At 70.5% G+C, this 19,988-nt stretch carries 22 protein-coding genes and 1 pseudogene; 13 read left to right on the top strand and 10 right to left on the bottom strand.

Features of this window, described 5'->3' with window-relative positions; genetic code table 11:
- Positions 1–31 precede the first annotated feature (31 nt).
- Positions 32–733 carry a TerB family tellurite resistance protein gene (locus V4Y04_RS11480; protein WP_332427495.1) on the top strand — a complete coding sequence of 234 codons (702 nt, stop codon included), beginning with the start codon at positions 32–34 and terminating at the stop codon, positions 731–733.
- A gap of 52 nt (positions 734–785) precedes the next feature.
- Here V4Y04_RS11480 and V4Y04_RS11475 read toward each other — a convergent pair whose 3' ends face one another.
- Positions 786–1,334, bottom strand: a complete 549-nt coding sequence (locus tag V4Y04_RS11475; RefSeq protein ID WP_332427494.1) for a GNAT family N-acetyltransferase — start codon at positions 1,332–1,334, stop codon at positions 786–788.
- A 347-nt stretch (positions 1,335–1,681) separates the two neighbouring features.
- Between V4Y04_RS11475 and V4Y04_RS11470 the strand changes: the two genes are divergently transcribed.
- The 7 genes and pseudogenes from V4Y04_RS11470 to V4Y04_RS11440 all read left to right on the top strand — a co-directional run.
- Positions 1,682–2,434, top strand: a complete 753-nt coding sequence (locus V4Y04_RS11470; protein WP_332427493.1) for an SCO2525 family SAM-dependent methyltransferase — start codon at positions 1,682–1,684, stop codon at positions 2,432–2,434.
- A 55-nt stretch (positions 2,435–2,489) separates the two neighbouring features.
- Positions 2,490–4,331 (top strand): SCO2524 family protein, encoded by a 1,842-nt coding sequence (locus V4Y04_RS11465; RefSeq protein WP_332427491.1) that lies wholly within the window; start codon positions 2,490–2,492, stop codon positions 4,329–4,331.
- 3 nt (positions 4,332–4,334) lie between these two features.
- The gene (locus V4Y04_RS11460; protein ID WP_332427489.1) at positions 4,335–5,252 is read left to right on the top strand and encodes an SCO2523 family variant P-loop protein; all 918 of its coding nucleotides are present in this window, start codon (positions 4,335–4,337) and stop codon (positions 5,250–5,252) included.
- Positions 5,249–6,214: an SCO2522 family protein gene (locus V4Y04_RS11455; RefSeq protein ID WP_332427487.1), complete on the top strand. Its 966-nt coding sequence runs from the start codon at positions 5,249–5,251 to the stop codon at positions 6,212–6,214. The genes V4Y04_RS11460 and V4Y04_RS11455 overlap by 4 nt, the downstream gene beginning before the upstream one ends.
- A 1-nt stretch (position 6,215) precedes the next feature.
- Positions 6,216–7,250: an SCO2521 family protein gene (locus V4Y04_RS11450; protein ID WP_332427485.1), complete on the top strand. Its 1,035-nt coding sequence runs from the start codon at positions 6,216–6,218 to the stop codon at positions 7,248–7,250.
- Positions 7,251–7,474: 224 nt separating this feature from the next.
- Positions 7,475–8,653: a hypothetical protein gene (locus tag V4Y04_RS11445; RefSeq protein WP_332427483.1), complete on the top strand. Its 1,179-nt coding sequence runs from the start codon at positions 7,475–7,477 to the stop codon at positions 8,651–8,653.
- A gap of 47 nt (positions 8,654–8,700) precedes the next feature.
- A pseudogene (locus V4Y04_RS11440) lies at positions 8,701–8,973 on the top strand (response regulator transcription factor); the annotation flags it as partial.
- Positions 8,974–9,037: 64 nt separating this feature from the next.
- Here V4Y04_RS11440 and V4Y04_RS11435 read toward each other — a convergent pair.
- The 3 genes from V4Y04_RS11435 to V4Y04_RS11425 all read right to left on the bottom strand — a co-directional run bounded on the left by V4Y04_RS11435 (position 9,038) and on the right by V4Y04_RS11425 (position 10,755).
- Complete coding sequence (locus V4Y04_RS11435; RefSeq protein ID WP_443079994.1) at positions 9,038–9,322, bottom strand: hypothetical protein; 285 nt, start codon at positions 9,320–9,322, stop codon at positions 9,038–9,040.
- Positions 9,323–9,646: 324 nt separating this feature from the next.
- Positions 9,647–9,940: a DUF397 domain-containing protein gene (locus tag V4Y04_RS11430; protein ID WP_332427481.1), complete on the bottom strand. Its 294-nt coding sequence runs from the start codon at positions 9,938–9,940 to the stop codon at positions 9,647–9,649.
- A complete protein-coding gene (locus tag V4Y04_RS11425; protein ID WP_332427479.1) occupies positions 9,922–10,755 on the bottom strand; it encodes a helix-turn-helix domain-containing protein in 834 nt (277 codons plus the stop codon). The genes V4Y04_RS11430 and V4Y04_RS11425 overlap by 19 nt, the downstream gene beginning before the upstream one ends.
- A 126-nt stretch (positions 10,756–10,881) precedes the next feature.
- On the opposite strand from V4Y04_RS11425, the gene V4Y04_RS11420 reads away from it, so the two are divergent.
- The 4 genes from V4Y04_RS11420 (at position 10,882) to V4Y04_RS11405 (ending at position 13,020) form a co-directional block, all read left to right on the top strand.
- Positions 10,882–11,100, top strand: coding sequence for a hypothetical protein (locus V4Y04_RS11420; RefSeq protein WP_332432792.1), 219 nt, complete (start codon positions 10,882–10,884; stop codon positions 11,098–11,100).
- A complete protein-coding gene (locus V4Y04_RS11415) occupies positions 11,097–11,312 on the top strand; it encodes a hypothetical protein (protein ID WP_332427478.1) in 216 nt (71 codons plus the stop codon). Before V4Y04_RS11420 ends, V4Y04_RS11415 begins: the two co-directional genes overlap by 4 nt.
- A gap of 70 nt (positions 11,313–11,382) precedes the next feature.
- Positions 11,383–12,129 carry a DNA repair protein RecO gene (recO, locus tag V4Y04_RS11410; RefSeq protein ID WP_332427477.1) on the top strand — a complete coding sequence of 249 codons (747 nt, stop codon included), beginning with the start codon at positions 11,383–11,385 and terminating at the stop codon, positions 12,127–12,129.
- Between the two features lie 54 nt (positions 12,130–12,183).
- A complete protein-coding gene (locus tag V4Y04_RS11405; protein ID WP_332427476.1) occupies positions 12,184–13,020 on the top strand; it encodes an isoprenyl transferase in 837 nt (278 codons plus the stop codon).
- Positions 13,021–13,104: 84 nt separating this feature from the next.
- On the opposite strand, the gene V4Y04_RS11400 is transcribed toward V4Y04_RS11405, so the two are convergent.
- The 4 genes from V4Y04_RS11400 to V4Y04_RS11385 all read right to left on the bottom strand — a co-directional run bounded on the left by V4Y04_RS11400 (position 13,105) and on the right by V4Y04_RS11385 (position 16,352).
- Positions 13,105–13,527 (bottom strand): Fur family transcriptional regulator, encoded by a 423-nt coding sequence (locus V4Y04_RS11400; RefSeq protein ID WP_332427475.1) that lies wholly within the window; start codon positions 13,525–13,527, stop codon positions 13,105–13,107.
- 64 nt (positions 13,528–13,591) lie between these two features.
- A complete protein-coding gene (locus tag V4Y04_RS11395; RefSeq protein ID WP_332427474.1) occupies positions 13,592–14,494 on the bottom strand; it encodes a metal ABC transporter permease in 903 nt (300 codons plus the stop codon).
- Between the two features lie 6 nt (positions 14,495–14,500).
- Positions 14,501–15,304, bottom strand: coding sequence for a metal ABC transporter ATP-binding protein (locus V4Y04_RS11390; RefSeq protein ID WP_332427473.1), 804 nt, complete (start codon positions 15,302–15,304; stop codon positions 14,501–14,503).
- Between the two features lie 46 nt (positions 15,305–15,350).
- Positions 15,351–16,352 (bottom strand): metal ABC transporter solute-binding protein, Zn/Mn family, encoded by a 1,002-nt coding sequence (locus V4Y04_RS11385; RefSeq protein WP_332427472.1) that lies wholly within the window; start codon positions 16,350–16,352, stop codon positions 15,351–15,353.
- 184 nt (positions 16,353–16,536) lie between these two features.
- On the opposite strand from V4Y04_RS11385, the gene V4Y04_RS11380 reads away from it, so the two are divergent.
- A complete protein-coding gene (locus V4Y04_RS11380; protein ID WP_055592243.1) occupies positions 16,537–17,919 on the top strand; it encodes a glycine--tRNA ligase in 1,383 nt (460 codons plus the stop codon).
- Positions 17,920–18,019: 100 nt separating this feature from the next.
- Here V4Y04_RS11380 and V4Y04_RS11375 read toward each other — a convergent pair whose 3' ends face one another.
- Positions 18,020–18,226, bottom strand: coding sequence for a hypothetical protein (locus V4Y04_RS11375; RefSeq protein WP_332427470.1), 207 nt, complete (start codon positions 18,224–18,226; stop codon positions 18,020–18,022).
- Positions 18,227–18,478: 252 nt separating this feature from the next.
- On the bottom strand, positions 18,479–19,924 hold the full coding sequence (locus V4Y04_RS11370) for an MFS transporter (RefSeq protein ID WP_332427469.1): 1,446 nt from the start codon (positions 19,922–19,924) through the stop codon (positions 18,479–18,481).
- Between the last annotated feature and the right edge of the window lie 64 nt (positions 19,925–19,988).

The following is a 19,988-nucleotide window of genomic DNA, read 5'->3' as shown; positions in this document are numbered from 1 at the left end:
CGATGAAGCCGGGGCGATGCGGAGGTGCGACGTGCTGCCAGGACGGGGACCCGACGGCCATGGCGCTGTCACCAGACTTTCGCGCCTGCTGGGCAACCGGACCGCCTGGACGGCGGTGGGCGACGGTGAGTTCTTCTGCCCCGGCTGCGGCGGCGACCGCAACTACCAGCGGCTGACCGGACAGCGTCGCTTCGCCCTCCTCGGCGTGCCCCTGCTGCCCCGCGGCGCGACCGGCCCGGTCGTCGAATGCGCCGCCTGCCGCAGCCGCTTCGGCACCGACGTCCTGGACCACCCCACCACCACCCGCTTCTCCGCGATGCTCCGCGACGCCGTGCACACCGTCGCCCTCGCGGTGCTGGCCGCGGGCGGTATCTGCTCCCGCGCCTCCCTGGAGACGGCCGCCGCCGGCGTGCGCGCGGCCGGCTTCGACGACTGCACCGAGGATCAGCTGGCGGCCCTGGTCGAGGCGCTGGCCGCCGACACCGGCCGCTTCACCGGCGAGCCCTGCACGGCGGGCCTCGCCATCGAACTCCACGAGGCCCTGGACCCCCTGGCCCCCCACCTGGCCGCCCCCGGCCGCGAATCCATCCTCCTCCAGGGCGCCCGTATCGCCCTCGCGGACGGCCCCTACACCCCCGCCGAACGCGACGCCCTCGCCACGGTCGGCGCGGCCCTCACCATCTGCGCGAGTGACGTGACCCGCCTGCTGACGGCGGCACGGACACCCTCCTGACCGTCCCGGGGCCGGCCCGGCTCCCGGCTCGGTCACATGCTCAATGGAATGCTCAGTGGAATCCGGTGAGCCCGAGATGCATGATCAGACGGTCCTGGCCGGGGCCGAAGTAGTCCCGGCGCAGCCCGGCTCCGGGCTGCTCGGGACGAAAGCCCAGGGACCGATAGAGCAGGACGGCCGCGCGGTTGGCGGGCTCCACCGTCAGGCGGACCTGTTCGATGCCGCTGTCGCGCAGCCGTTCCAGGGCCGCCACCATCAGTTCCCGGCCCAGTCCGTGGCGGCGGCGCTCCTGGGCCACGCACAGGCCGAGGATCCAGCTCTCCCGGCTGAGCGCGGTGGTCGCGGCCAGGACGTAGCCGCGCAGGCGTCCCTCGCCGTCGTCGAGGACCAGCAGGTGCTCGGCGTACATCTCGTAGAGCTGGCGGAACAGGAACGCGGGGTACGCGACCTCCTGGAAGACCGCCTCGTCGAGCCGTCGAAGCTCGGGCAGGTCGGATTCCTGTGCCGTCCGCAGGACCAGGGGCCGGGGGTCGGGGAACGGATCCGGTTCCCCGATATACCCACGGCGGTCCAGGGCGTGCTCCAGCGGCTCGGCAGTCATGCCACCCCCAGTCGGGACGTTCGGGATGTGTGGGCGTCAACACGGCGGTCCCGGCGCAGTTCACTCATAAGGAATGGGTGACCCGGTGGCGGCCGACGGTTTCACCTCGCTACAGTGAGCGTCCAACTCGCCGCTCGCAAGGGTGAGTTCAGGTTTGTCGGCGAAGTGCTGACGTGCGCCTGTCGTGCGCCTGTTCGTCGGGGACTGTCTCATTCCCGGCTCTCTGCGTGTTTCGCGTCGGTTTACCGTGCGAAGTACCGGCAGATGCTGTTCCGTCTGTCGACGTCCGCGAGGACACGCGCACAGGGCGCAGGGTCTTGTCCGACACTGATGGGAAACGACAGGTGATGATGGATCGCAACGCCGACGCGCCGTGGTCGCATTTCGATCCTGAGGCGTATGTCGACCTCAACTACCGTACGCCGCTCGAAGTCGACCTGCTGATCGTGCGGTTGATGCGCGATTACTTCAGCGGCTGCTTCGGCCGGGGAGTTTCGGGGGCGGTGCGCGGTGTCGACGTCGGGGCCGGCGCGAACCTCTATCCGGGCCTGTCCATGCTCCCGTGGTGCGAGAAGATCGTCCTGCTCGAGTACGCGCAGCCGAACGTGGAGTACCTGGAGCGGCAGACGGCCCCCGAGGGTTATGACGGGGCCTGGGACGCGTTCTGGAACGAGCTGAGCGAGGCCCCCGCCTACGCCGCCGTCGAACCGAGAGCCCGGTTCAGCGAGATCGTCCGCGTGGAGCGGGCCAACCTGCTCGATCTCGACGGACAGCGGCGCTGGGACATCGGGACGATGTTCTTCGTGGCGGACTCGATGTCCGAATGCCCCGACGAATTCCTGCGGGGCGTACGGTGTTTCATGGACGTGCTGACCGAAGGGGCCCCCTTCGCCGCCGCGTTCATGAAGGAGTCGGTCGGCTACCAGGTCGGCGAACACCGGTACCCGGCCTACCGGGTGAACGAGAACCGGGTCCGCGAGAGCCTGGAGCCCTTCACTTCCGAGCTGGAACTCCACGATCTGCACCACATGGTGCGGCCGGGTCACGAGGGAATCATCCTCGCCCTGGGACGGCGCAATTCGGAGATTGCCGCCCCCTAGGAACGGGGACCATCCCTGAACACCGGGTAACCAGATCTGTACGAGGGGTGCGGGAATGCAGATCAAGCCACGGCAGCATCTGCTGGACATCTGGCAGGCCGCGGCCCGCCATTCGTTCGACGACGGAAAGCTCGTCTGGGGGGAAACCGACGGGCTGAGTTCCGTCGCGGACGCGGAGCGGCTGCTCTGCCTGCTGTACCCCGCCACCGAGGTCCCCGCGTTCCGTCTCGACCAACCGGACACCACCGAGCGGGACGTCCTGCGCGCGCTGGACCGGGTCGGCAGCCGGCTCGAGATCCCGCCCAACATGATCACCGTCCTGTCCCAGTTCATGCGCACCCACACCGGGCCGGACGACAGCCCCACCTTCTCCGGCGGGCACTACTTCAGGCCGACCGACCCGAAGCAGAAACCCACCCACGAACAGACCCAGCTGGGCGTCGTCGACGCCTACTCCATGTCCGTCACGCTGTGCCTGGCCACCCTGGGATTCCTCAAGGTCTACGAGGAGAACACCACCCGGCCCGAGGTGCGCAGGTCGCTCGGTGAACTGAGAGAAGCCACCAACATCCGGCTGACCGCCGCGATGGTCAGCCTGCTGCGCTCCTTCACCGTCAACGTCTTCGACGCCGAGTCCGAGCAGGGCCGGCGGCTCATCCAGGTCATCGGGCAGAACAAGCAGTCCGACCGGGCCGTGCTCCAGCAGTTCTCCCGCAGATTCCGCCCGCTGCGCGCCACGATCATCGAAAGCCTCAGCCGCGGCATCGAGGTCGACGAGAGCATCCGGGACGAGAGCCAGCTCTTCGAGTGCGGCTGGGCCTGGGGCGTGGTGAAGGGCGCGCCGACCATCACCGACCTGGACGTTCCGGTCAAGGGCCAGCCCGACGGCATCGCCGACCGGCTGCCCTACGTGTACTTCACCGTCGTCGCCCTGGACGGCATCCAGGACCTGTTCTCCGAGCGCACCCTCACCCTGGGGCTCCTCGACGAGGACCAGCAGAAGCTCGCCGAGGCGTTACGCCTGCGCTGGGAACTCAGCCAGCAGTACTGGTCGGCCATCGCCCGCTTCGGCACCGAGCGCTGGCCCCTGGAGGACCTCCCCTGGCAGACCACCGGTCTGCGGCTGGAGTCGGAGTACTTCTCCCTCACCGTGGCGGCCATCCTCGTCCACGACCTGATCCGCCGGAAAGCGACCGACGACGACCTCACCCGCACCGTCGCCATCATGGAACGCCTCGCCGACAGAGGCCGCGTCACCAGCCGGATGACCAGGAACGACCCCACCGTCCGGCTGCACCACCCGGGGGTCACCATGCCGCTCGCCGGGTCCGAGCGGTCCGGCGCGCCGCTGGAGTGGCGGATGACCGACTTCTCCGCCCAGCTGCTCAAGCGGATCATCCAGCTCGCGGCACTCTCCCGGAACATCGAGGCGCAGGACCGCCTGATCCGCCTGGGCGAGCAGACGTTCGAGCACCTGTGGAACCGGCGGATCGAGGACGGCGACGGAGCCGGCCTCTGGGACAACGCGGCAGCCGTCTTCCCGGACGCCGCCCTCGGCCTGCGCCTCTCCTGGAGCATCACCGAGCGCGTCACCGAGTGCCTGGTCGCCGCCCGCGGCCTGTACGAGCAGCGGCCCATCCGCAGCCCCGAACTCGCCGAGCTGGCCCGCGAACTGCTCAGCGAGGCCGCCCATCTGTTCGGCAAGGAACAGCTGGAAGCCTCCGTCACCGCCGACGGCAGCCGGGGACGGGCCATGCGAAGCATCGAGAACCGCCTGGACCACGCCCGCGACCTGGTCGACGAGCGGCCCGCCACCGCGTTCGCACTCGCCCTGCCCGTGCTCCAGGAACTCGACACCCTGGCCCAGGCCCGCGGCGCCGCCGCAGAGGAGATGTGAGCCGTGCTCGTCTTCGCCGCCTCCGACAAGGGAGGCACGGGCCGCTCGGTCACCAGCGCCAACCTGGCCTACCAGCGCGCCCTCACCGGTGATCACGTGGCCTACGTGGACTTCGACTTCGGTTCGCCCACGGCCGCCGCCGTCTTCGACGTACCGAGCGCGATGCGCGGCATCGCGGAGCGGGGCCTGCACTCCTACCTGGAGGGCGAGGTCACGGAACCGGCCAGGATCGACATCTGGCGGCAGACCGAGCACCCCCAACTGCACGCCCGGCCGAACCAGTCCGGCCGCCTGGCCCTGTTACCCGGCGACGCCGGCGGCGGCGAGTTCGTCACCGGCGAGGACACCCTCGACCGCTGTGTCGACCTCCTGCTCAGGCTGAACGGCGAGTTCGACCTGACCATCGTGGACCTCAGCGCCGGGCGCAGCTACGCCGTGGACATGGTCCTGGCGGCGACCGCCCACCCCCGGATGCGCTACGTCCCCTTCCGCTGGCTCGTCTTCCACCGCTGGACCCGGCAGCACGTGATCGCCGCCGCCGGGCTGGTCCACAAGGAACACGGCATCATCAGGGGTGGCGTCGACCGCGGGCACGACGAGGAGGCCCTGCGCGGCGCCATCCGGTTCGTCCGGGCCGCCGTGCCCGACCCCGACTCGCCGCTGTGGGCCCAGGGCTCGCCCGCCCAGGCGGCCTGGATGCAGTCCTGCGACGACTCCCTGCGCCGGCTCGCCTCGGAGCACCGCATCGGCGACAGCGTGGTGCTCGGCGCCGTACCGCTGGAACCCGTCCTGCAGTGGCGCGAGCAGCTGATCACCGAAGAGGACGTGCTCTCCACCCAGATCGCCAACAAGGAGACGCTCGAGGCGCTGGAGGAGATCGCACGACGCCTGACCGACGACTCCTGCTGGGGGCGGCCATGACGGACGCAGTGTTCCGCGAGACCACCGCCGAACCGCGCACCCAGGCGGTGCCGCTGTCCCACCTCTCCCTGGAGCTGGGCCACCTCTACATGGAGGACTTCGAGGCCGGTCCGGAGAACCTGCGGCGGCACTTCGCGCAGGTACGGCCCTGGGCGGACGCGGCGCGGGCCGCGGCGGCCGCCCGGACGGACGGCAAACGCCCCCGGATCAGCACCTGCTTCCTGATCGACGACTACTTCACCCGCTTCTCCAGCCCCGCCGAGCTCGTCCCGCTGCTGCTGGCGGAGGCGGACCGGGCCGGGCTGGCCGTCGACTACCTGGCACGAGAGTCCGGCTGCGCGGTCGCCGGCAAGGTGCCGGTCGCGGAAGCGGTGGCCGGCCGGCTCGTCGAGGAACCACCGCCCGGCAGCTACGGCCTGCGCCCGCCGGCCGCGCAGACCGGCTGGCTGGCCAACGGTGAACGCAGCCCCGCCGCACGCGCCCCGCAGGCGATGAAGAAGGCCGTCGTCTGGCAGCCGCCCAAGGAGACCGCGTCCCGCCGCCACTCCGTCTTCCTGGACGTCGAACTCTGGAGCGACGCACCCGACGGGCAGCGCACCTGGTCCTGCCCCTTCCTCGCCGCGGTCTGGCAGCTCTCCCGCCTCGGGCTGCTGCGCACCGAGGGCGAGGCCGTCCTCGAACCCCAGCCGCACACCGCCGACGGCTTCCCCGAGGAGTGGGACGAACTGCCCCCGCTGCTCCGGCTCAACCCCCGGGCGGACCCGTTCGCCGCGTACCGCACCTGCTCGGTGGTGCCCAACCGGTTCCTGCCCGTCGAGCACGCCGTCCGCGTCATCCTCGACCAGACCGAGGTGGACCCCGAAGCGCTGGGCCAGGTGGCCCGCCGGTCCGCCGGGGAGAAGGTGCCCGTCCCCGACTCGGTCGCCGACCGCGTCTCCTACGTCTTCTACGCGGGGCCGTGACATGGGGCCGGCGAAGACCGCACCGCGTGTCGTGCTCGCCTGCGGAGAGGTCCGCACCTCGCTGCTCCCGGCCCTGCAGGCCCTCGACAGCCGGGCCGCCGCCCAGCTCCTCGGACTGCGAGCCGACGAACGCGTCCTGCTCTCCGAGCGCCCCAACCTCTACGGGCGCTCGCCCGACACGCTCACCGGCGTCGACTGCCCCCTGCCCAGCGCCAACGGCGCCCGGGTCCGCGCCGTCGGCACGGTCGCCGCACGGGCCGCGCTCACCGAGGGACGCCTCCTCCAGACCTCCGCGTACTTCACGATGCCCGCCACCGGCCCCGACCACCGGCGGCCGTGGGGCCACTACCTGGTACGGCCCGGCGTGGTCGAGCCGTTCGGGAAGCTGCCCCACGAGGCGGTCGCCGAGGGCGTGCTGACCGGCGGGCGGCACGGCGATCTCGACGTCGGCCTGATCGCGGACGGACTGCACACCAGACTGCTGCGCCACCCCCTGCTCGACCACCGGCCGCCCCTCAGGTCCCGCCCCACCCGGCTCCGCTGGGTGGCCCTGCCCGCGGACCCGGGCGCCGGCCCGTCGATCGAGCGGTTCACCCTCGCCGAGGACGAGCTGCGCACGGTACGGCTGCGGGTGCCCGAGGGCACCACCGGCGAAGAGCTCGCCGGGCTCTGCGACGACCTCGCCCTGCACGACTGGCTGCTCACCACCGTGGTCCGCATCCTCGACGGCATCCGGCTGGGGGCCGGCGCCGGGGCGGCCGGAGCACCGCCGGCCCGGCGGCGGCCGGGGCAGCGTCAGGGAGCGGGCGAGGAGCTTCCCGCCGTGGTCAGGGCGCTGCGGCCCACCGTCGACCATCTGCTGCACCTGTGGATGCCGCGGGCCCGGGTGGCGCATGACCTGGCGCCGCTCTGGGACGCGCTGGAGGAACGGCCCGGCTTCACCCGGCAGTGGCAGACCCTTGTGCAGCGCATCCGCGACCAGCTCACCCTGCACGCGATCCCGTCCCCCCACCGGGAGGCGGACATGGGTCCCTGACCGGACACCGGGCAACCGCCGTACCCGGCCCCAAGCACATTTCCGCATCCCGATCCGACGTGTATCCCAACGGGGGGAAGAGCGAGATGAGCACGGCACCATCATCTGAGTCCGAGGGCACCCGGCCCGAACCCGGCACGGCGATTCCCGCACAGACGGGGCCGCCGGACGACCCGGGCGGCACGGTGTTACCCCCTTCGGCGAACGCACGCGACGCACGCGATGTGACCGACGCGCCCGATGTGACCGACGCCCGCGACAAGCCGGGCAGATGGCCGGGCCCGGCCGCATTCGCATGGCGGCGGTGGCTGCCGGCCGGCCTGGTCCTCGGCCTCCTCGCCTGGGGCGTCGCCGTGCTGCTGGCCCCGGACGCCGGTACGGGGCGGCAGCTCGCCGCGGCCGCGCTCTGCGCCGCTGCCGTCATGGCCGTCCAGTACCTCCTCGGCCCGGACCGCGAGGCGCGGGAGTGGCAGACGCGGGAGAGGCAGGACAGGTACAGGCGGGAACGGGAGAATTGGGCGGAGCGCGTCCTGACCGGGACCGCCACCGAGGTGGAGAACACCGTGCGGGACGGTCTCCAGCGGTACGACGACGCCCTGGAGACCGGCCTCACCCGGCACGCCGAGGAGACGCGGACCGTTCTGGGCCGGCACGCCGAGGACATGAAGCAGCTGGTCGAGAGCCGCTTCGCCCAGCTGGACCGGTCCTCCTCGCAGCCCTACCCGCCGCTGGACCGGGTCCGCATGGACGGCGTACCCGAACTGGCCCAGCGCTTCGCCGACGTCCTGGCGCCCGGATCCCCGCTCCTGTACTCCTTCATCCGGCTGGAGATGCAGCGGGTGATCGAGCACATGTCGGCGCTCACCCGGCTGAGCGTGGAGAGCCACGGGGAGAACCACGACTGGATGCTCAGCCTCGCCCACGTCGCGGAGCAGTCGATCTGCGCCATCAGTACGTCCGTCGACCGGGAGTTCTGGAACAGCGAGCCCGCCGGCCGCTACCTCGACGCGCAGAAGCAGGCGATCGAGGAGCACGGGGTGCCCGTACGGCGGCTGTTCCTGCTGGAGAGCGCCCGTGAACTCGACGACCGGCTGCTGCGGCTGTGCGACGAGCAGGAGGCGCTGCGCATCGAGGTGCGGGTGGCGGTGCTGCCGGAACTGCCGCCGCACATCCAGCGCGGCACCGCCAACGACTTCATCGTCTACGACGAGGAAGTGTCCTTCGAGATCGAGCAGGACCTGCGCGACGTCAACGTCAGAACCCGGCTGATCGCACGTCCGGACCACGTCCAGGAGCAGATGAAGCGCTTCTGGAAACTCTGGGAGGCGGGCATGAGCGTCCGTGAACTGGAGGTGCGGGTCGACGACGAGGAGGACGGCACCTGGATGGTCGACCGCACCTGAGCGGCTGTGTCCCGCCCGGCACCCTCTCCATGTGTCCGTCCTCGCCGCCGGCACCGACCACGCGCCGCTTCTCGTCTCCCGCTGTCGGGACCGCGCGGGGACCGCGCGGTCCCGAGTGTCTGTCGGACCGTGAGCGGGAGGTGCTCGCGCTGGTCGCACGCGGGCTCAACAACACGGAGATCGCCGAGGCGTTGGGGCTGAGCCCGCTCACGGCGAAGACCCATGTCAGCCGGATCATGGGCAAGCTCGCGGCCCGCGACCGGGCCCAACTGGTCATCGTGACCTATGAGTCGGGACTGGTCGCACCGGGAACGCAGTGACGGCGGCAACGGATGCCACGCCCTCCCGTACGCCTCGTTTCGCCTGGCCTGGCCTCGCCTCGCGTCAGAGGGCGTGCTGCAACCAGCGCTGGATCGTGTCGTTGATGTTGCCGGGCAGGGCGCTGAGCCTGTCGATGGCCTCACGGTCCTCGGGGAGCGGCGGGATCCCGGCGGCCGTCAGGGCCGCGTGGAGTTCCAGCCGGCGCCGGTCCTGCGGGTCGATGGCGATGTCCAGCCGCTCCGGCGGGTGCGGCGGCGCGATCGGGAAGTCGCCGTAGCCGCTCCCGTCGAAGGCGTAGGCGTCGACGTAGCCCTGGTGGGGGCCGTACTCGTACGAGGTGGCGGTCACGTCGGTCTCCAAAGAATTGCGGTTCTACCTCACAGGAGACCGCCCCGGAGCCCGCCACGGGCGCCGCCCCGCCGAAACGTCACGCCAACGGCGTCATAGCCAGGTCATCCTCCGGTCGGACCAACCGCTCAGCGTAAAAGCGGGAGTTGGGAGGAATTGGGGTGGCTGCGGGAGCACCCCGCAGCATGAACGGCTGCCCCATATTCGTACGCTTCCCTCCACATACCCACCAAGGCGTGAAACACTCCGCAACCGCACAACCGCGCAGCATCATCGCAGGTTGTACACCCGGACCGCATGCACCGGACGTGTTCCTACGAGCGGTTACCCCCGGTCGGCGCACCCGCGGCCGACGGCACCTATGAACTCCGTCCAGGCCGCCGCACCGACCACCAGCACGGGACCGGCGGTCACTTTGCTGTCCCGGACGGGGACGATGCCGGGGACTCCGTCAGCGACCTCGAGGCAGGACTCGCCGCCGCTTCCGCCGCTGTAGGTGCTCTTGCGCCAGCGAGCGGCGCCGGGGAAGTCGTAGGCGGCTTCGACACAGTTGCCGCCGTTGCCGTCGCTGTGACTGCTCTTGTGCCAGCGTGCTTCGCTCAGGTCGTACTCGCGCATCGTCTGAAGTCCTCCGCCGCCGATTGGATCAGGGCCAGGGACAGCTCTGGTGACAGCGCATCCGCCCTGAGCAGATCGTATGCCGACTGTGCTCGCTGCACCACGGCCGGATCGTCCAGCAAGTTCCCCGAATACACGGCTTCTGTATAGGCGGTTGCGGGTGCGTCGTCGAAGTCCATGAGCCGAAGATCCCCCGTCATCACGGGATACGCGCCGGCCGCGTAGGGCAACACCTGCACCAGCACCGAACGCTCTCGCACGAGTCCCACGACCTGCTCCAGTTGCTCCGCCATGACTGCGCTCCCGCCCACCGGGATGCGCAGTACGTTCTCGTGGAGGATCGCCCAGTACACCGGCCGCGTGGAGCCCTTGAGGATCAGGCCTCGTTCGATGCGTCCCGATACCTTCTCGTCGACCGACTCCTCCGGCGCGAAGGGATTCATGGCCAGCGTGACCGCCCGCGCATAGGCCGGGGTCTGCAACAGTCCGGGAATCAGCGCCGGTGCGAACTCGCAGATCTTCGTCGCCAGTGTCTCCAGCTCCGCCACCTTGGCGAAATAATCCGCATACCGGCGGTCGTCGATCAGTTTCCTGCACAGGCGCTCGAAAATACCGTCGGTTTGGAGTGTCTCGTCGATCCGCTGGGCCACGTCCAATTGGGGTTTCCGAATAGCCTGTTCGAATTGGCCGATGTAGCCCCCCGACACGAACACCCGCGCCCCCAGATCCACCTGCGTGAACCCCGAATCCTCCCGGCGTCGCTTCAGTTCCGTGCCGAAGAACTCCCATGCCGCTTGGCGTGAACCATTGGCCATTGCTCACCCCTTTCCCAACCCCTTTGCGCAGCCCGCTACTTGTAGGGCGCAAAACTCTTCCGAGTGTAGGTTCCGAAGGGCACCTTAAGGACAGGAAGCGTGAAAGCCGAAGAGAAGGGGACCAAAGTGAAGGAACGGCACTCGGCGCTCTGCGTCGAAGAGGCGGAGGGTGTGGTGAAAGAATTGCGGGAATTACTCGTGAAGGCGGGAATTACTCTGCCGTCACTGGGCTTGGACCCGGTGAGTCTTGCGCGGGAGGCGCCCTGTCCACTGGTCGACCTGGGGCGGTGCTCCGTGGAGACCGCACGGCGGCTCGCGGCCGTGATGGCCGCGGCAGCGCGATGAAGCCGCCGGTGGGTGTGTACGTCGTGGACACCCGGACCGAGAGGGTCGGCATCGTGATGGGGCACGAGGGGCCCTACATCCAGCTGAGACCGTACGGCGGCGGCCGGGAGTGGGACGCCGAACCGGTCGAGGTGCGCCAGGCGACGCCCGCCGAGCGGCTGCGCGCGGCGACGGCGTACGCCAACGCCCGCAGCCGGGGGGAGCTGCCTTGACGCGGGGGGCCCGCCGGCCGGCCCCCGAGGCGGTGCCACGGGAGCCCGGCGCGTGCGCGAGAATGGTCGTATGAGTCTGTTCCGCGACGACGGCGTTGTGCTGCGCACCCAGAAGCTGGGTGAAGCGGACCGGATCATCACCCTGCTCACGCGCGGTCACGGGCGCGTACGTGCCGTGGCGAGGGGTGTGCGCCGGACGAAGTCCAAGTTCGGCGCGCGCCTCGAACCGTTCTCCCACGTGGACGTGCAGTTCTTCGCCAAGGGGAGCGAACTGATCGGGCGCGGCCTCCCGCTGTGCACGCAGAGCGAGACCATCGCGCCGTACGGCGGCGGGATCGTCACCGACTACGCCCGCTACACCGCCGGAACGGCCATGCTGGAGACCGCCGAGCGGTTCACCGACCACGAGGGCGAGCCGGCCGTCCAGCAGTACCTGCTGCTCGTCGGCGCCCTGCGGACCCTGGCCCGCGGTGAGCACGCGCCGCACCTCGTCCTCGACGCGTTCCTGCTGCGCTCCCTCGCCGTCAACGGCTACGCCCCGACCTTCGGCGACTGCGCGAAGTGCGGGCTGCCCGGACCGAACCGGTTCTTCTCGGTCGCCTCCGGCGGTTCCGTCTGCGCCGACTGCAGGGTCCCCGGCAGCGTCGTGCCCTCGCCGCAGGCCCTGGAACTGCTCGGCGCGCTGCTCACGGGAGACTGGGAGACGGCGGACGCGTCCGAGGCGCGGCACGTCCGGGAGGGGAGCGGGCTGGTGTCCGCGTACCTCCACTGGCACCTGGAGCGCGGACTGCGCTCCCTGCGGTACGTCGAGAAGTAACGAACACCCAGAGCGCTTGGACCACCCGGAACACCTAGAGGAGACGAGAAGCACATGGCCGTACGCGGGTTTCTGGGGCGTCAGCGCCGGGAGTACAAGACGCCGGTACCGCACCCCTCCGGCGCGCGGCCCCCGAAGTTCCCCAGTGAGCTGGTCCCCAAGCACGTGGCGATCGTGATGGACGGCAACGGCCGCTGGGCCAAGGAGCGGGGCCTGCCGCGCACCGAGGGCCACAAGGTGGGCGCCGAGCGCGTGCTGGACGTGCTCCAGGGCGGGATCGAGATGGGCGTCGGCGCCATCTCGCTGTACGCCTTCTCCACCGAGAACTGGAAGCGCTCACCGGACGAGGTGCGCTTCCTGATGAACTTCAACCGCGACTTCATCCGCAAGTCCCGGGCCGAGCTCGACGAGCTGGGTGTGCGGGTGCGCTGGGTGGGGCGGATGCCCAAGCTGTGGAAGTCGGTCGCCAAGGAACTCCAGATCGCGCAGGAGCAGACCGAGGACAACGACCGGCTCACCCTGTACTTCTGCATGAACTACGGCGGCCGCGCCGAGATCGCCGACGCGGCGCAGGCGCTGGCCGAGGACGTGCGGGCGGGACGCCTCGACCCGGCGAAGGTCAACGAGAAGACCCTGCAGAACTACCTGTACTACCCGGACATGCCGGACGTGGACCTGTTCCTGCGGCCGAGCGGTGAGCAGCGCACGTCCAACTACCTGCTGTGGCAGAGCGCCTACGCGGAGATGGTCTTCCAGGACGTCCTGTGGCCGGACTTCGACCGCCGGGACCTGTGGCGCGCGTGCCTCGAGTTCGCCTCCCGCGACCGCCGCTTCGGCGGCGCGATCCCGAACGAGGAACTGCTCGCCATGGAGGGCAAGCAGGAGCAGTAGGCGAGCAGGAACAGCAGAGGGCGGGCGTGGACACGGCGAGGGGCGCGGAGATCAATCTCCGCGCCCCTCGCCGTGTCCGGGTTCTCAGGTGCCGCTCGCCGCCGCCGCGCACTCCGCGCAGGTCCCGAAGATCTCCACGGTGTGGGCCACGTTGACGTAGCCGTGCTCGGCGGCGATGGTCTCCGCCCAGGTCTCCACGGCCGGGCCCTCGACCTCGACCGCCTTGCCGCAGTTGCGGCAGACCAGGTGGTGGTGATGGTCGCCGGTGGAGCAGCGGCGGTAGACGGACTCGCCGTCCGCCGTGCGCAGCACGTCCACCTCGCCGGCGTCGGCGAGGGACTGCAGGGTGCGGTAGACCGTGGTGAGTCCCACCGAGTCGCCCTTGTGCTTGAGCACGTCGTGCAGCTCCTGCGCGCTGCGGAACTCGTCGACGCCCTGGAGCGCAGCCGCCACGGCGGCCCGCTGCCTGGTGGCGCGGCCCTTCACGGGCGGTCCAGCGGTGGTCACCGGTTTCCTCCTCAGTCTGCCTCTGCTCTACCGCGGCCATTGTGCCAGGCCGGGCAGGAGGGAGTCAGGCGTCGGGCTCGCCGCGCGGTTTCCGGCCGGCCGGTACGGCGCACTCGGCCGGGTCCGGCGCGGGTCGGGCGGCGGCCAGTGCGCGGGCGCGGCGGCGGGCCAGCGGGGTGGCCAGCACGGTCAGCGCGATGAACGCGGCGATCGTCAGCAGCACGATCGTCGCCCCGGGCGGCACGTCCTGGTAGTACGAGGTGACCGTGCCGCCGATGGTCACGCTCACGCCGATCGCGACGGCGATGGCGAAGGTGGCGGCGAAGCTGCGGCTGAGCGCCTGGGCGGCGGCCACGGGCACGACCATGAGCGCGCTCACCAGCAGCAGGCCCACCACGCGCATCGCGACGGTGACGGTGACCGCCGCCGTGACCGCGGTGAGCAGGTTCAAAAACCGCACCGGCAGGCCGGTGACCCGCGCGAACTCCTCGTCCTGGCTGACCGCGAACAGCTGGCGGCGCAGACCGACGGTGACCAGCACCACGAACGCGGCCAGCAGGCAGATGGCCGTCACGTCGGACTCGGAGACCGTCGACAGGGAGCCGAACAGGTACGAGGTGAGGTTCGCGTTGGAGCCGGTCGGGGCGAGGTTGATGAACATCACGCCGCCCGCCATACCGCCGTAGAACAGCATCGCGAGGGCGATGTCACCGCGGGCCTTGCCGTACCAGCGGATCAGTTCCATCAGGACGGCGCCGACGATGGAGACCAGGGTCGCCATCCACACCGGCGACCAGGAGAGCAGGAAGCCGAGGCCGACGCCGGTCATCGCGACGTGCCCGATGCCGTCGCCCATGAGGGCCTGGCGTCGCTGGACGAGGTAGATGCCGACCGCGGGGGCGGTGATGCCGACCAGGACGGCCGCCAGCAGGGCCCGCTGCATGAAGGCGTAGTTCAGGAGGTCCATCGGCAATCAGCTCAGCAGTCCCGTGCGGATCGGTTCGGCGCCCGCCGGTGCGTGCGGGTGTACGTGGTCGTGGCCGGGCAGCGCGTGCTGGCCGACCGCCTTGGGGGGCGGGCCGTCGTGCGTCACGCAGCCGTCGCGCAGGACGACCGCCCGGTCGATCAGGGGCTCCAGCGGGCCCAGCTCGTGCAGGACGAGCAGGACGGTGGTGCCCCGGTCGACCTGCCGGCGCAGTATCTCCGCGAGCACCTCCTGGCTGGCCAGGTCGACGCCCGCCATCGGCTCGTCCAGGATCAGCAGCTCGGGTTCGGCGGCGAGCGCGCGGGCGATCAGCACCCGCTGGTGCTGGCCGCCGGAGAGCGCGTCCACGGAGTCCTTCGCCCGGTCCGCCATGCCGACGAGGTCCAGCGCGCGGCGTACGGCCTCGCGGTCGGCCTTGCGGAACACGCCGAAGCGGGTGCGGGAGAGCCGGCCGGAGGCGACCACCTCGGTCAGCGTGGCGGGCACGCCGCCCGCGGCCGTGGTGCGCTGCGGGACGTACCCCACGCGCGCCCAGTCGCGGAACCGGCGCTGCGGGGTGCCGAACAGCTCGATCTCGCCGGCGCCGGCCGGTACCTGGCCGATGACGGCGCGCACGGTCGTCGACTTGCCGGAGCCGTTCGCGCCGAGCAGGGCGACGACCTCGCCGCGGCGCACGGTGAGGTCGATGCCGCGCAGGACGGGGCGCGAGCCCAGCTCGGCGTGGACGCCCCGCAGGGAGATGACGGGTTCGGTCTTCGGCGTCGATGTGGCGGGCCCGGTGTTCGTCGTCATGCTGCCGCCCTCCGGTGGTGGGTGGGCCGGCCGGCCGGTCGGCCGGTCACGCGGATCCCAGAGCCGTCTGCAGGGCCTTCAGGTTGGACTCCATGACCTCGAAGTAGTCCCCGCCGCGGGAGCTGTCGGTGATGCCCTCGAGCGGGTCGAGGACGTCCGTCTTCAGTCCGGCGTCCTTGGCGACCGTCTTCGCGGTGTCGTCACTCACCAGTGTCTCGTAGAAAATGGTGGTCACACCGTCGGCCTTGGCGGTCTCGGCGAGCTTCTTCACCCGGGCCGCGCTGGGCTCGGACTCGGGGTCGAGGCCGTTGATGGCCTCCTCGGTCAGGCCGTAGCGCTCGGCGAAGTAGCCGAAGGAGGCGTGGGTGGTGATGAAGACGTCGCCCTTGCGGTTCTTCAGGCCCGCCTCGAGGGTGGCGTCCAGCGCGTTCAGCTCGCCGACGAGGGTTTCGGTGTTCTTCCGGTAGTCGGCGGCGTGGTCGGGGTCGGCCTTCTCGAAGGCCTTGCCGACGCCCTCGGCGACCTCGGCGTACTTGACCGGGTCGAGCCAGACGTGGGGGTCCTTGCCGCCCTCGGTCTCGTGGGAGTGGCCCTCGTGCCCGTCCTCGCCCTCGTGGGCGTGGTCCTCGTCCGTGTGCTCGTCCTCGTGGCCGTGCCCGTCCCCGGCGCCGTGCGTCTCCAGGGTGGTCAGGGTGGCCGCGTCGATCTTCGTCTTCACGCCGGACTGGCCGATGGCCTCGTCGACGTTGGGCTGCAGGCCCTTGAGGTGGAGCGCCGCGTCGGTCTCCTCGAGCTGCGCGGTCTGCTTGGCGCTGATCTCCAGGTCGTGCGGCTCCTGGCCGGGCTGGGTCAGGCTGGTGACGTTCACATGGTCGCCGCCGATCCGCTCGGCCAGGAACGCCATCGGGTAGAAGGAGGCGACGACGTCGAACTTGTCGGTGTTGCCCGCCGCGGCGCTGTCGGAGGAGCAGGCGGACAGGGTGCCCAGGGCGAGCGCGGTGACCGCGGTCACCGCTGCCGTGGGTATGAGGCGTCGTCGTACGTTCATGACTCCCATTTTCAACTAATATGGAAACCGTTGTCAACAAGGGTGGTGAGGGGCCCACGTCAGGGGACCCCGGGCCCCTGACGTGGGCCCCGAATTGGTCGGGGGGCAGGGCCCGCCGGTAGCCTGAGGGCTTCGCTGGAAGCAATCTCGCTTCGTCGCCCGTCGTCGTAATGAAGAGAGCACCGTGGCCGCCGACAAGATCGACACCATCGTCAGCCTGAGCAAGCGCCGAGGCTTCGTATTCCCCTGCAGTGAGATCTACGGCGGCCAGCGTGCCGCCTGGGACTACGGGCCGTTGGGTGTCGAGCTCAAGGAGAACCTCAAGCGCCAGTGGTGGCGCTACATGGTGACGTCGCGTGAGGACGTCGTGGGGATCGACTCGTCGGTGATCCTGGCCCCCGAGGTGTGGGTCGCCTCCGGTCACGTCGCCACCTTCTCGGACCCGCTCACCGAATGCACCGCCTGTCACAAGCGGTTCCGCGCGGACCACCTGGAAGAGGCGTACGAGGAGAAGAAGGGCCGCGCCCCGGAGAACGGCCTCGCCGACATCAACTGCCCCAACTGCGGCAACAAGGGCCAGTTCACCGAGCCCAAGCAGTTCTCGGGCCTGCTCTCCACCCACCTCGGCCCGACGCAGGACTCCGGCTCCGTCGCCTACCTGCGCCCCGAGACCGCCCAGGGCATCTTCACCAACTTCGCCCAGGTGCAGACCACCTCGCGCCGCAAGCCGCCGTTCGGCATCGCCCAGATCGGCAAGTCCTTCCGCAACGAGATCACGCCCGGCAACTTCATCTTCCGCACCCGCGAGTTCGAGCAGATGGAGATGGAGTTCTTCGTCAAGCCGGGCGAGGACGAGCAGTGGCAGGAATACTGGATGGAGCAGCGCTGGAACTGGTACACCGGTCTCGGCATGCGCGAGGAGAACATGCGGTGGTACGACCACCCGAAGGAGAAGCTCTCCCACTACTCCAAGCGCACCGCCGACATCGAGTACCGCTTCCAGTTCGGCGGCAGTGAGTGGGGCGAGCTCGAGGGCGTCGCCAACCGCACCGACTACGACCTCGGCGCCCACTCCAAGGCCTCCGGCCAGGACCTCTCCTACTTCGACCAGGAGGCCGGCGAGCGCTGGACTCCGTACGTCATCGAGCCGGCGGCCGGTCTCGGCCGGGCGATGCTCGCCTTCCTGATCGACGCCTACGTCGAGGACGAGGCGCCCAACGCCAAGGGCAAGCTGGAGAAGCGCACGGTGCTGCGCCTCGACCCGCGCCTGGCCCCGGTGAAGGTCGCGGTGCTCCCGCTCTCCCGCAACCCGGAGCTGTCGCCGAAGGCCAAGGGCCTCGCCCAGGCGCTGCGGCAGAACTGGAACATCGAGTTCGACGACGCCGGTGCCATCGGCCGCCGCTACCGCCGCCAGGACGAGATCGGTACGCCGTTCTGCGTCACGGTCGACTTCGACACGCTCGAGGACAACGCGGTGACCGTGCGCGAGCGCGACACCATGAAGCAGGAGCGGGTCTCCCTCGACCAGATCGAGGGCTACCTCGCGAGCCGCCTGGTCGGCTGCTGACGCCGTAGGCCCTGTCCGGCATGATCCGCCGGACGGGCCCTGACACCGTCGACTCCCTCGAGCCGCCCCGGACAGCGCTTCCCGCGCCGTCCGGGGCGGCTCATCTCTCCGTGGGGTCCACCGTCGCCTGGTGGGCCTCCACCAGATGTTCCTGCGCCTTCAGCCAGGGCAGGAACTGGGCGCGTCGGCGCCAGTCGCAGGTCTCGCAGCTGATCGTGCGCTGCACACCGGTGCGCTGTACCCGTACGACGTGTTCCCGGCCGTGCTGGTCCCAGCGGCTGACTTTGCTCGTGTCGATCTGGGGCATGGGGCCTCCGGTATGTGCGGTCGTCGTCGCCGTACCTGGTGCCCCCGATCGGGACGGCGATCGGGGACGGCGATCGGGGACGACAAGGAGTCTGCGGCAAGAACAACATCAACGGGAGCTCTCCGTGGGCGAATTCGGTGGAGACCCGGCCCACGCCCGCACGGGAGAGCGCGCCCGGTGACGCGCGAGCACGCACGCCCGCACACGGGGGCTCCGCGCAGGTGGATTCGGTGGAGGCCCGGTCGCGAGAGGCTACGCGTCCGCGCCGGCCGCCTCGCGGATCTCCGCCGACTCCAGCCGCTCGGCCGTCCGCCGCGCGGTCGCGCGGGCCCAGCGGCCCGAGGTCGCCGCGCCCACCACCAGCACCGCGAGCCCGCACGCGGTGAGGATCCACCAGCCGGGCCGGGAAGCCTCCACGAAGCCGTCCGCGAACGACGAGGAGCCCACCCCGGCCGCCAGCACCGCGCCGATGACCGCGACGCCGAGCGCCTGGCCCAGCTGCCGGCTGGTGGAGGCCACCGCCGAGGCCACCCCGGCCTGGGCGCGGGGCATGCCGGAGACGGCGGTGTCGGTGATGGGCGCGTTGACGAAGCCGAAGCCGACACCGAACAGGACGTACCCGGCGACCAGCGTGGCGTCGGACGTCTCGGCCTCGAAGAGGGCGAACAGGAGCCCGGCCGCCGTCATCGCGCCGCCCGCGATCAGCAGCGGCAGCCGGGGCCCCCGGGTGCCGACCAGCCGGCCGGAGAGCGGGGCGCACAGGAACGTCGGCAGGGCCATGGGGAGCATCCACAGCCCCGCCTCCAGGGCACTCAGGCCCCGCACATTCTGCAGATAGAGCGTCGACAGGAACAGGAACCCGCCGAGTGAGGCGAACGCGCTCACCGCGATCACGGTGGCCCCGCTGAACGGTGCCGAGCGGAAGAAGCGCAGGTCGATGAGGGGTTCGTGGCGCCGGGACTCGTAGCGGAGCAGGGTGATCAGGGAGGCGAGCACGAGGGCGCCGAAGAGGGCCGTGGTGGAGAGCGGCGCGTGCGGCGCCTCGATGATCGCGTACGTCAGTGAGCCGAACAGGGTGATGACCAGCAGCTGGCCCACCGGGTCGGCGCGGCGGGCCTTCGGCGCCCGGGACTCCGGGACGAAGCGCAGGGTGAGGACGAGGGCGGCGAGGCCCACCGGCAGGTTGATCCAGAAGATGGAGCGCCAGCCGACGGAGTCCACCAGCAGGCCCCCGACCAGAGGTCCCGCCGCCATCGACAGGCCGACGACCGCGCCCCACGCGCCGATCGCGCGGGCGCGCTCGCGGGGTTCGGTGAAGGTGTTGGTGATGATCGACATGGCGACCGGGTTGAGCATCGAACCGCCCACCGCCTGCACCATGCGGAAGGCGACCAGTGCGTCCAGGTTCGGCGCGAGCGAGCACAGCAGCGAGCCGAGGGTGAAGACGACCAGGCCCGCGGTGAAGACCCGCCTGCGGCCGATCCGGTCGGCCGTGGAGCCGGCGAGCATCAGCAGCGACGCCAGAACGAGGGTGTACGCGTCGATGGTCCACTGCAGACCCGAGGTGCTCGCGTCCAGGTCCTTCTGGAGCGACGGCAGGGCGACGTTCAGGACCGTGTTGTCCAGACTCACGAGGAGCAGGCTCATGCAGCAGATCGCGAGCACGAGGAGACGTCGGCGCGGGCTGAGATCGGACATGCACGCCATCGTACGCGCGGTTACGTAGTGTGGCTAACTAATGACTTATACACCTTTGATGTGC

The sequence above is a fragment of the Streptomyces sp. P9-A2 genome, assembly GCF_036634175.1.
Taxonomy (GTDB): Bacteria; Actinomycetota; Actinomycetes; order Streptomycetales; family Streptomycetaceae; genus Streptomyces; species Streptomyces pratens.
The sequence above is the reverse complement of the archived record's forward strand: the minus strand, read 5'-3'. Positions and strand labels throughout refer to the sequence as shown.

Excerpts from the sequence above, each read along its gene's own strand:
- V4Y04_RS11385 (WP_332427472.1), bottom strand. The coding sequence starts at position 16,352 with ATGAACGTACGACGACGCCTCATACCCACGGCAGCGGTGACCGCGGTC.
- V4Y04_RS11430 (WP_332427481.1), bottom strand. The coding sequence starts at position 9,940 with ATGCGCGAGTACGACCTGAGCGAAGCACGCTGGCACAAGAGCAGTCAC.
- V4Y04_RS11470 (WP_332427493.1), top strand. The coding sequence starts at position 1,682 with ATGATGGATCGCAACGCCGACGCGCCGTGGTCGCATTTCGATCCTGAG.
- recO (WP_332427477.1), top strand. The coding sequence starts at position 11,383 with ATGAGTCTGTTCCGCGACGACGGCGTTGTGCTGCGCACCCAGAAGCTG.
- V4Y04_RS11425 (WP_332427479.1), bottom strand. The coding sequence starts at position 10,755 with ATGGCCAATGGTTCACGCCAAGCGGCATGGGAGTTCTTCGGCACGGAA.
- V4Y04_RS11405 (WP_332427476.1), top strand. The coding sequence starts at position 12,184 with ATGGCCGTACGCGGGTTTCTGGGGCGTCAGCGCCGGGAGTACAAGACG.
- V4Y04_RS11415 (WP_332427478.1), top strand. The coding sequence starts at position 11,097 with ATGAAGCCGCCGGTGGGTGTGTACGTCGTGGACACCCGGACCGAGAGG.
- V4Y04_RS11455 (WP_332427487.1), top strand. The coding sequence starts at position 5,249 with ATGACGGACGCAGTGTTCCGCGAGACCACCGCCGAACCGCGCACCCAG.
- V4Y04_RS11390 (WP_332427473.1), bottom strand. The coding sequence starts at position 15,304 with ATGACGACGAACACCGGGCCCGCCACATCGACGCCGAAGACCGAACCC.
- V4Y04_RS11465 (WP_332427491.1), top strand. The coding sequence starts at position 2,490 with ATGCAGATCAAGCCACGGCAGCATCTGCTGGACATCTGGCAGGCCGCG.
- V4Y04_RS11370 (WP_332427469.1), bottom strand. The coding sequence starts at position 19,924 with ATGTCCGATCTCAGCCCGCGCCGACGTCTCCTCGTGCTCGCGATCTGC.
- V4Y04_RS11475 (WP_332427494.1), bottom strand. The coding sequence starts at position 1,334 with ATGACTGCCGAGCCGCTGGAGCACGCCCTGGACCGCCGTGGGTATATC.
- V4Y04_RS11375 (WP_332427470.1), bottom strand. The coding sequence starts at position 18,226 with ATGCCCCAGATCGACACGAGCAAAGTCAGCCGCTGGGACCAGCACGGC.
- V4Y04_RS11395 (WP_332427474.1), bottom strand. The coding sequence starts at position 14,494 with ATGGACCTCCTGAACTACGCCTTCATGCAGCGGGCCCTGCTGGCGGCC.
- V4Y04_RS11450 (WP_332427485.1), top strand. The coding sequence starts at position 6,216 with ATGGGGCCGGCGAAGACCGCACCGCGTGTCGTGCTCGCCTGCGGAGAG.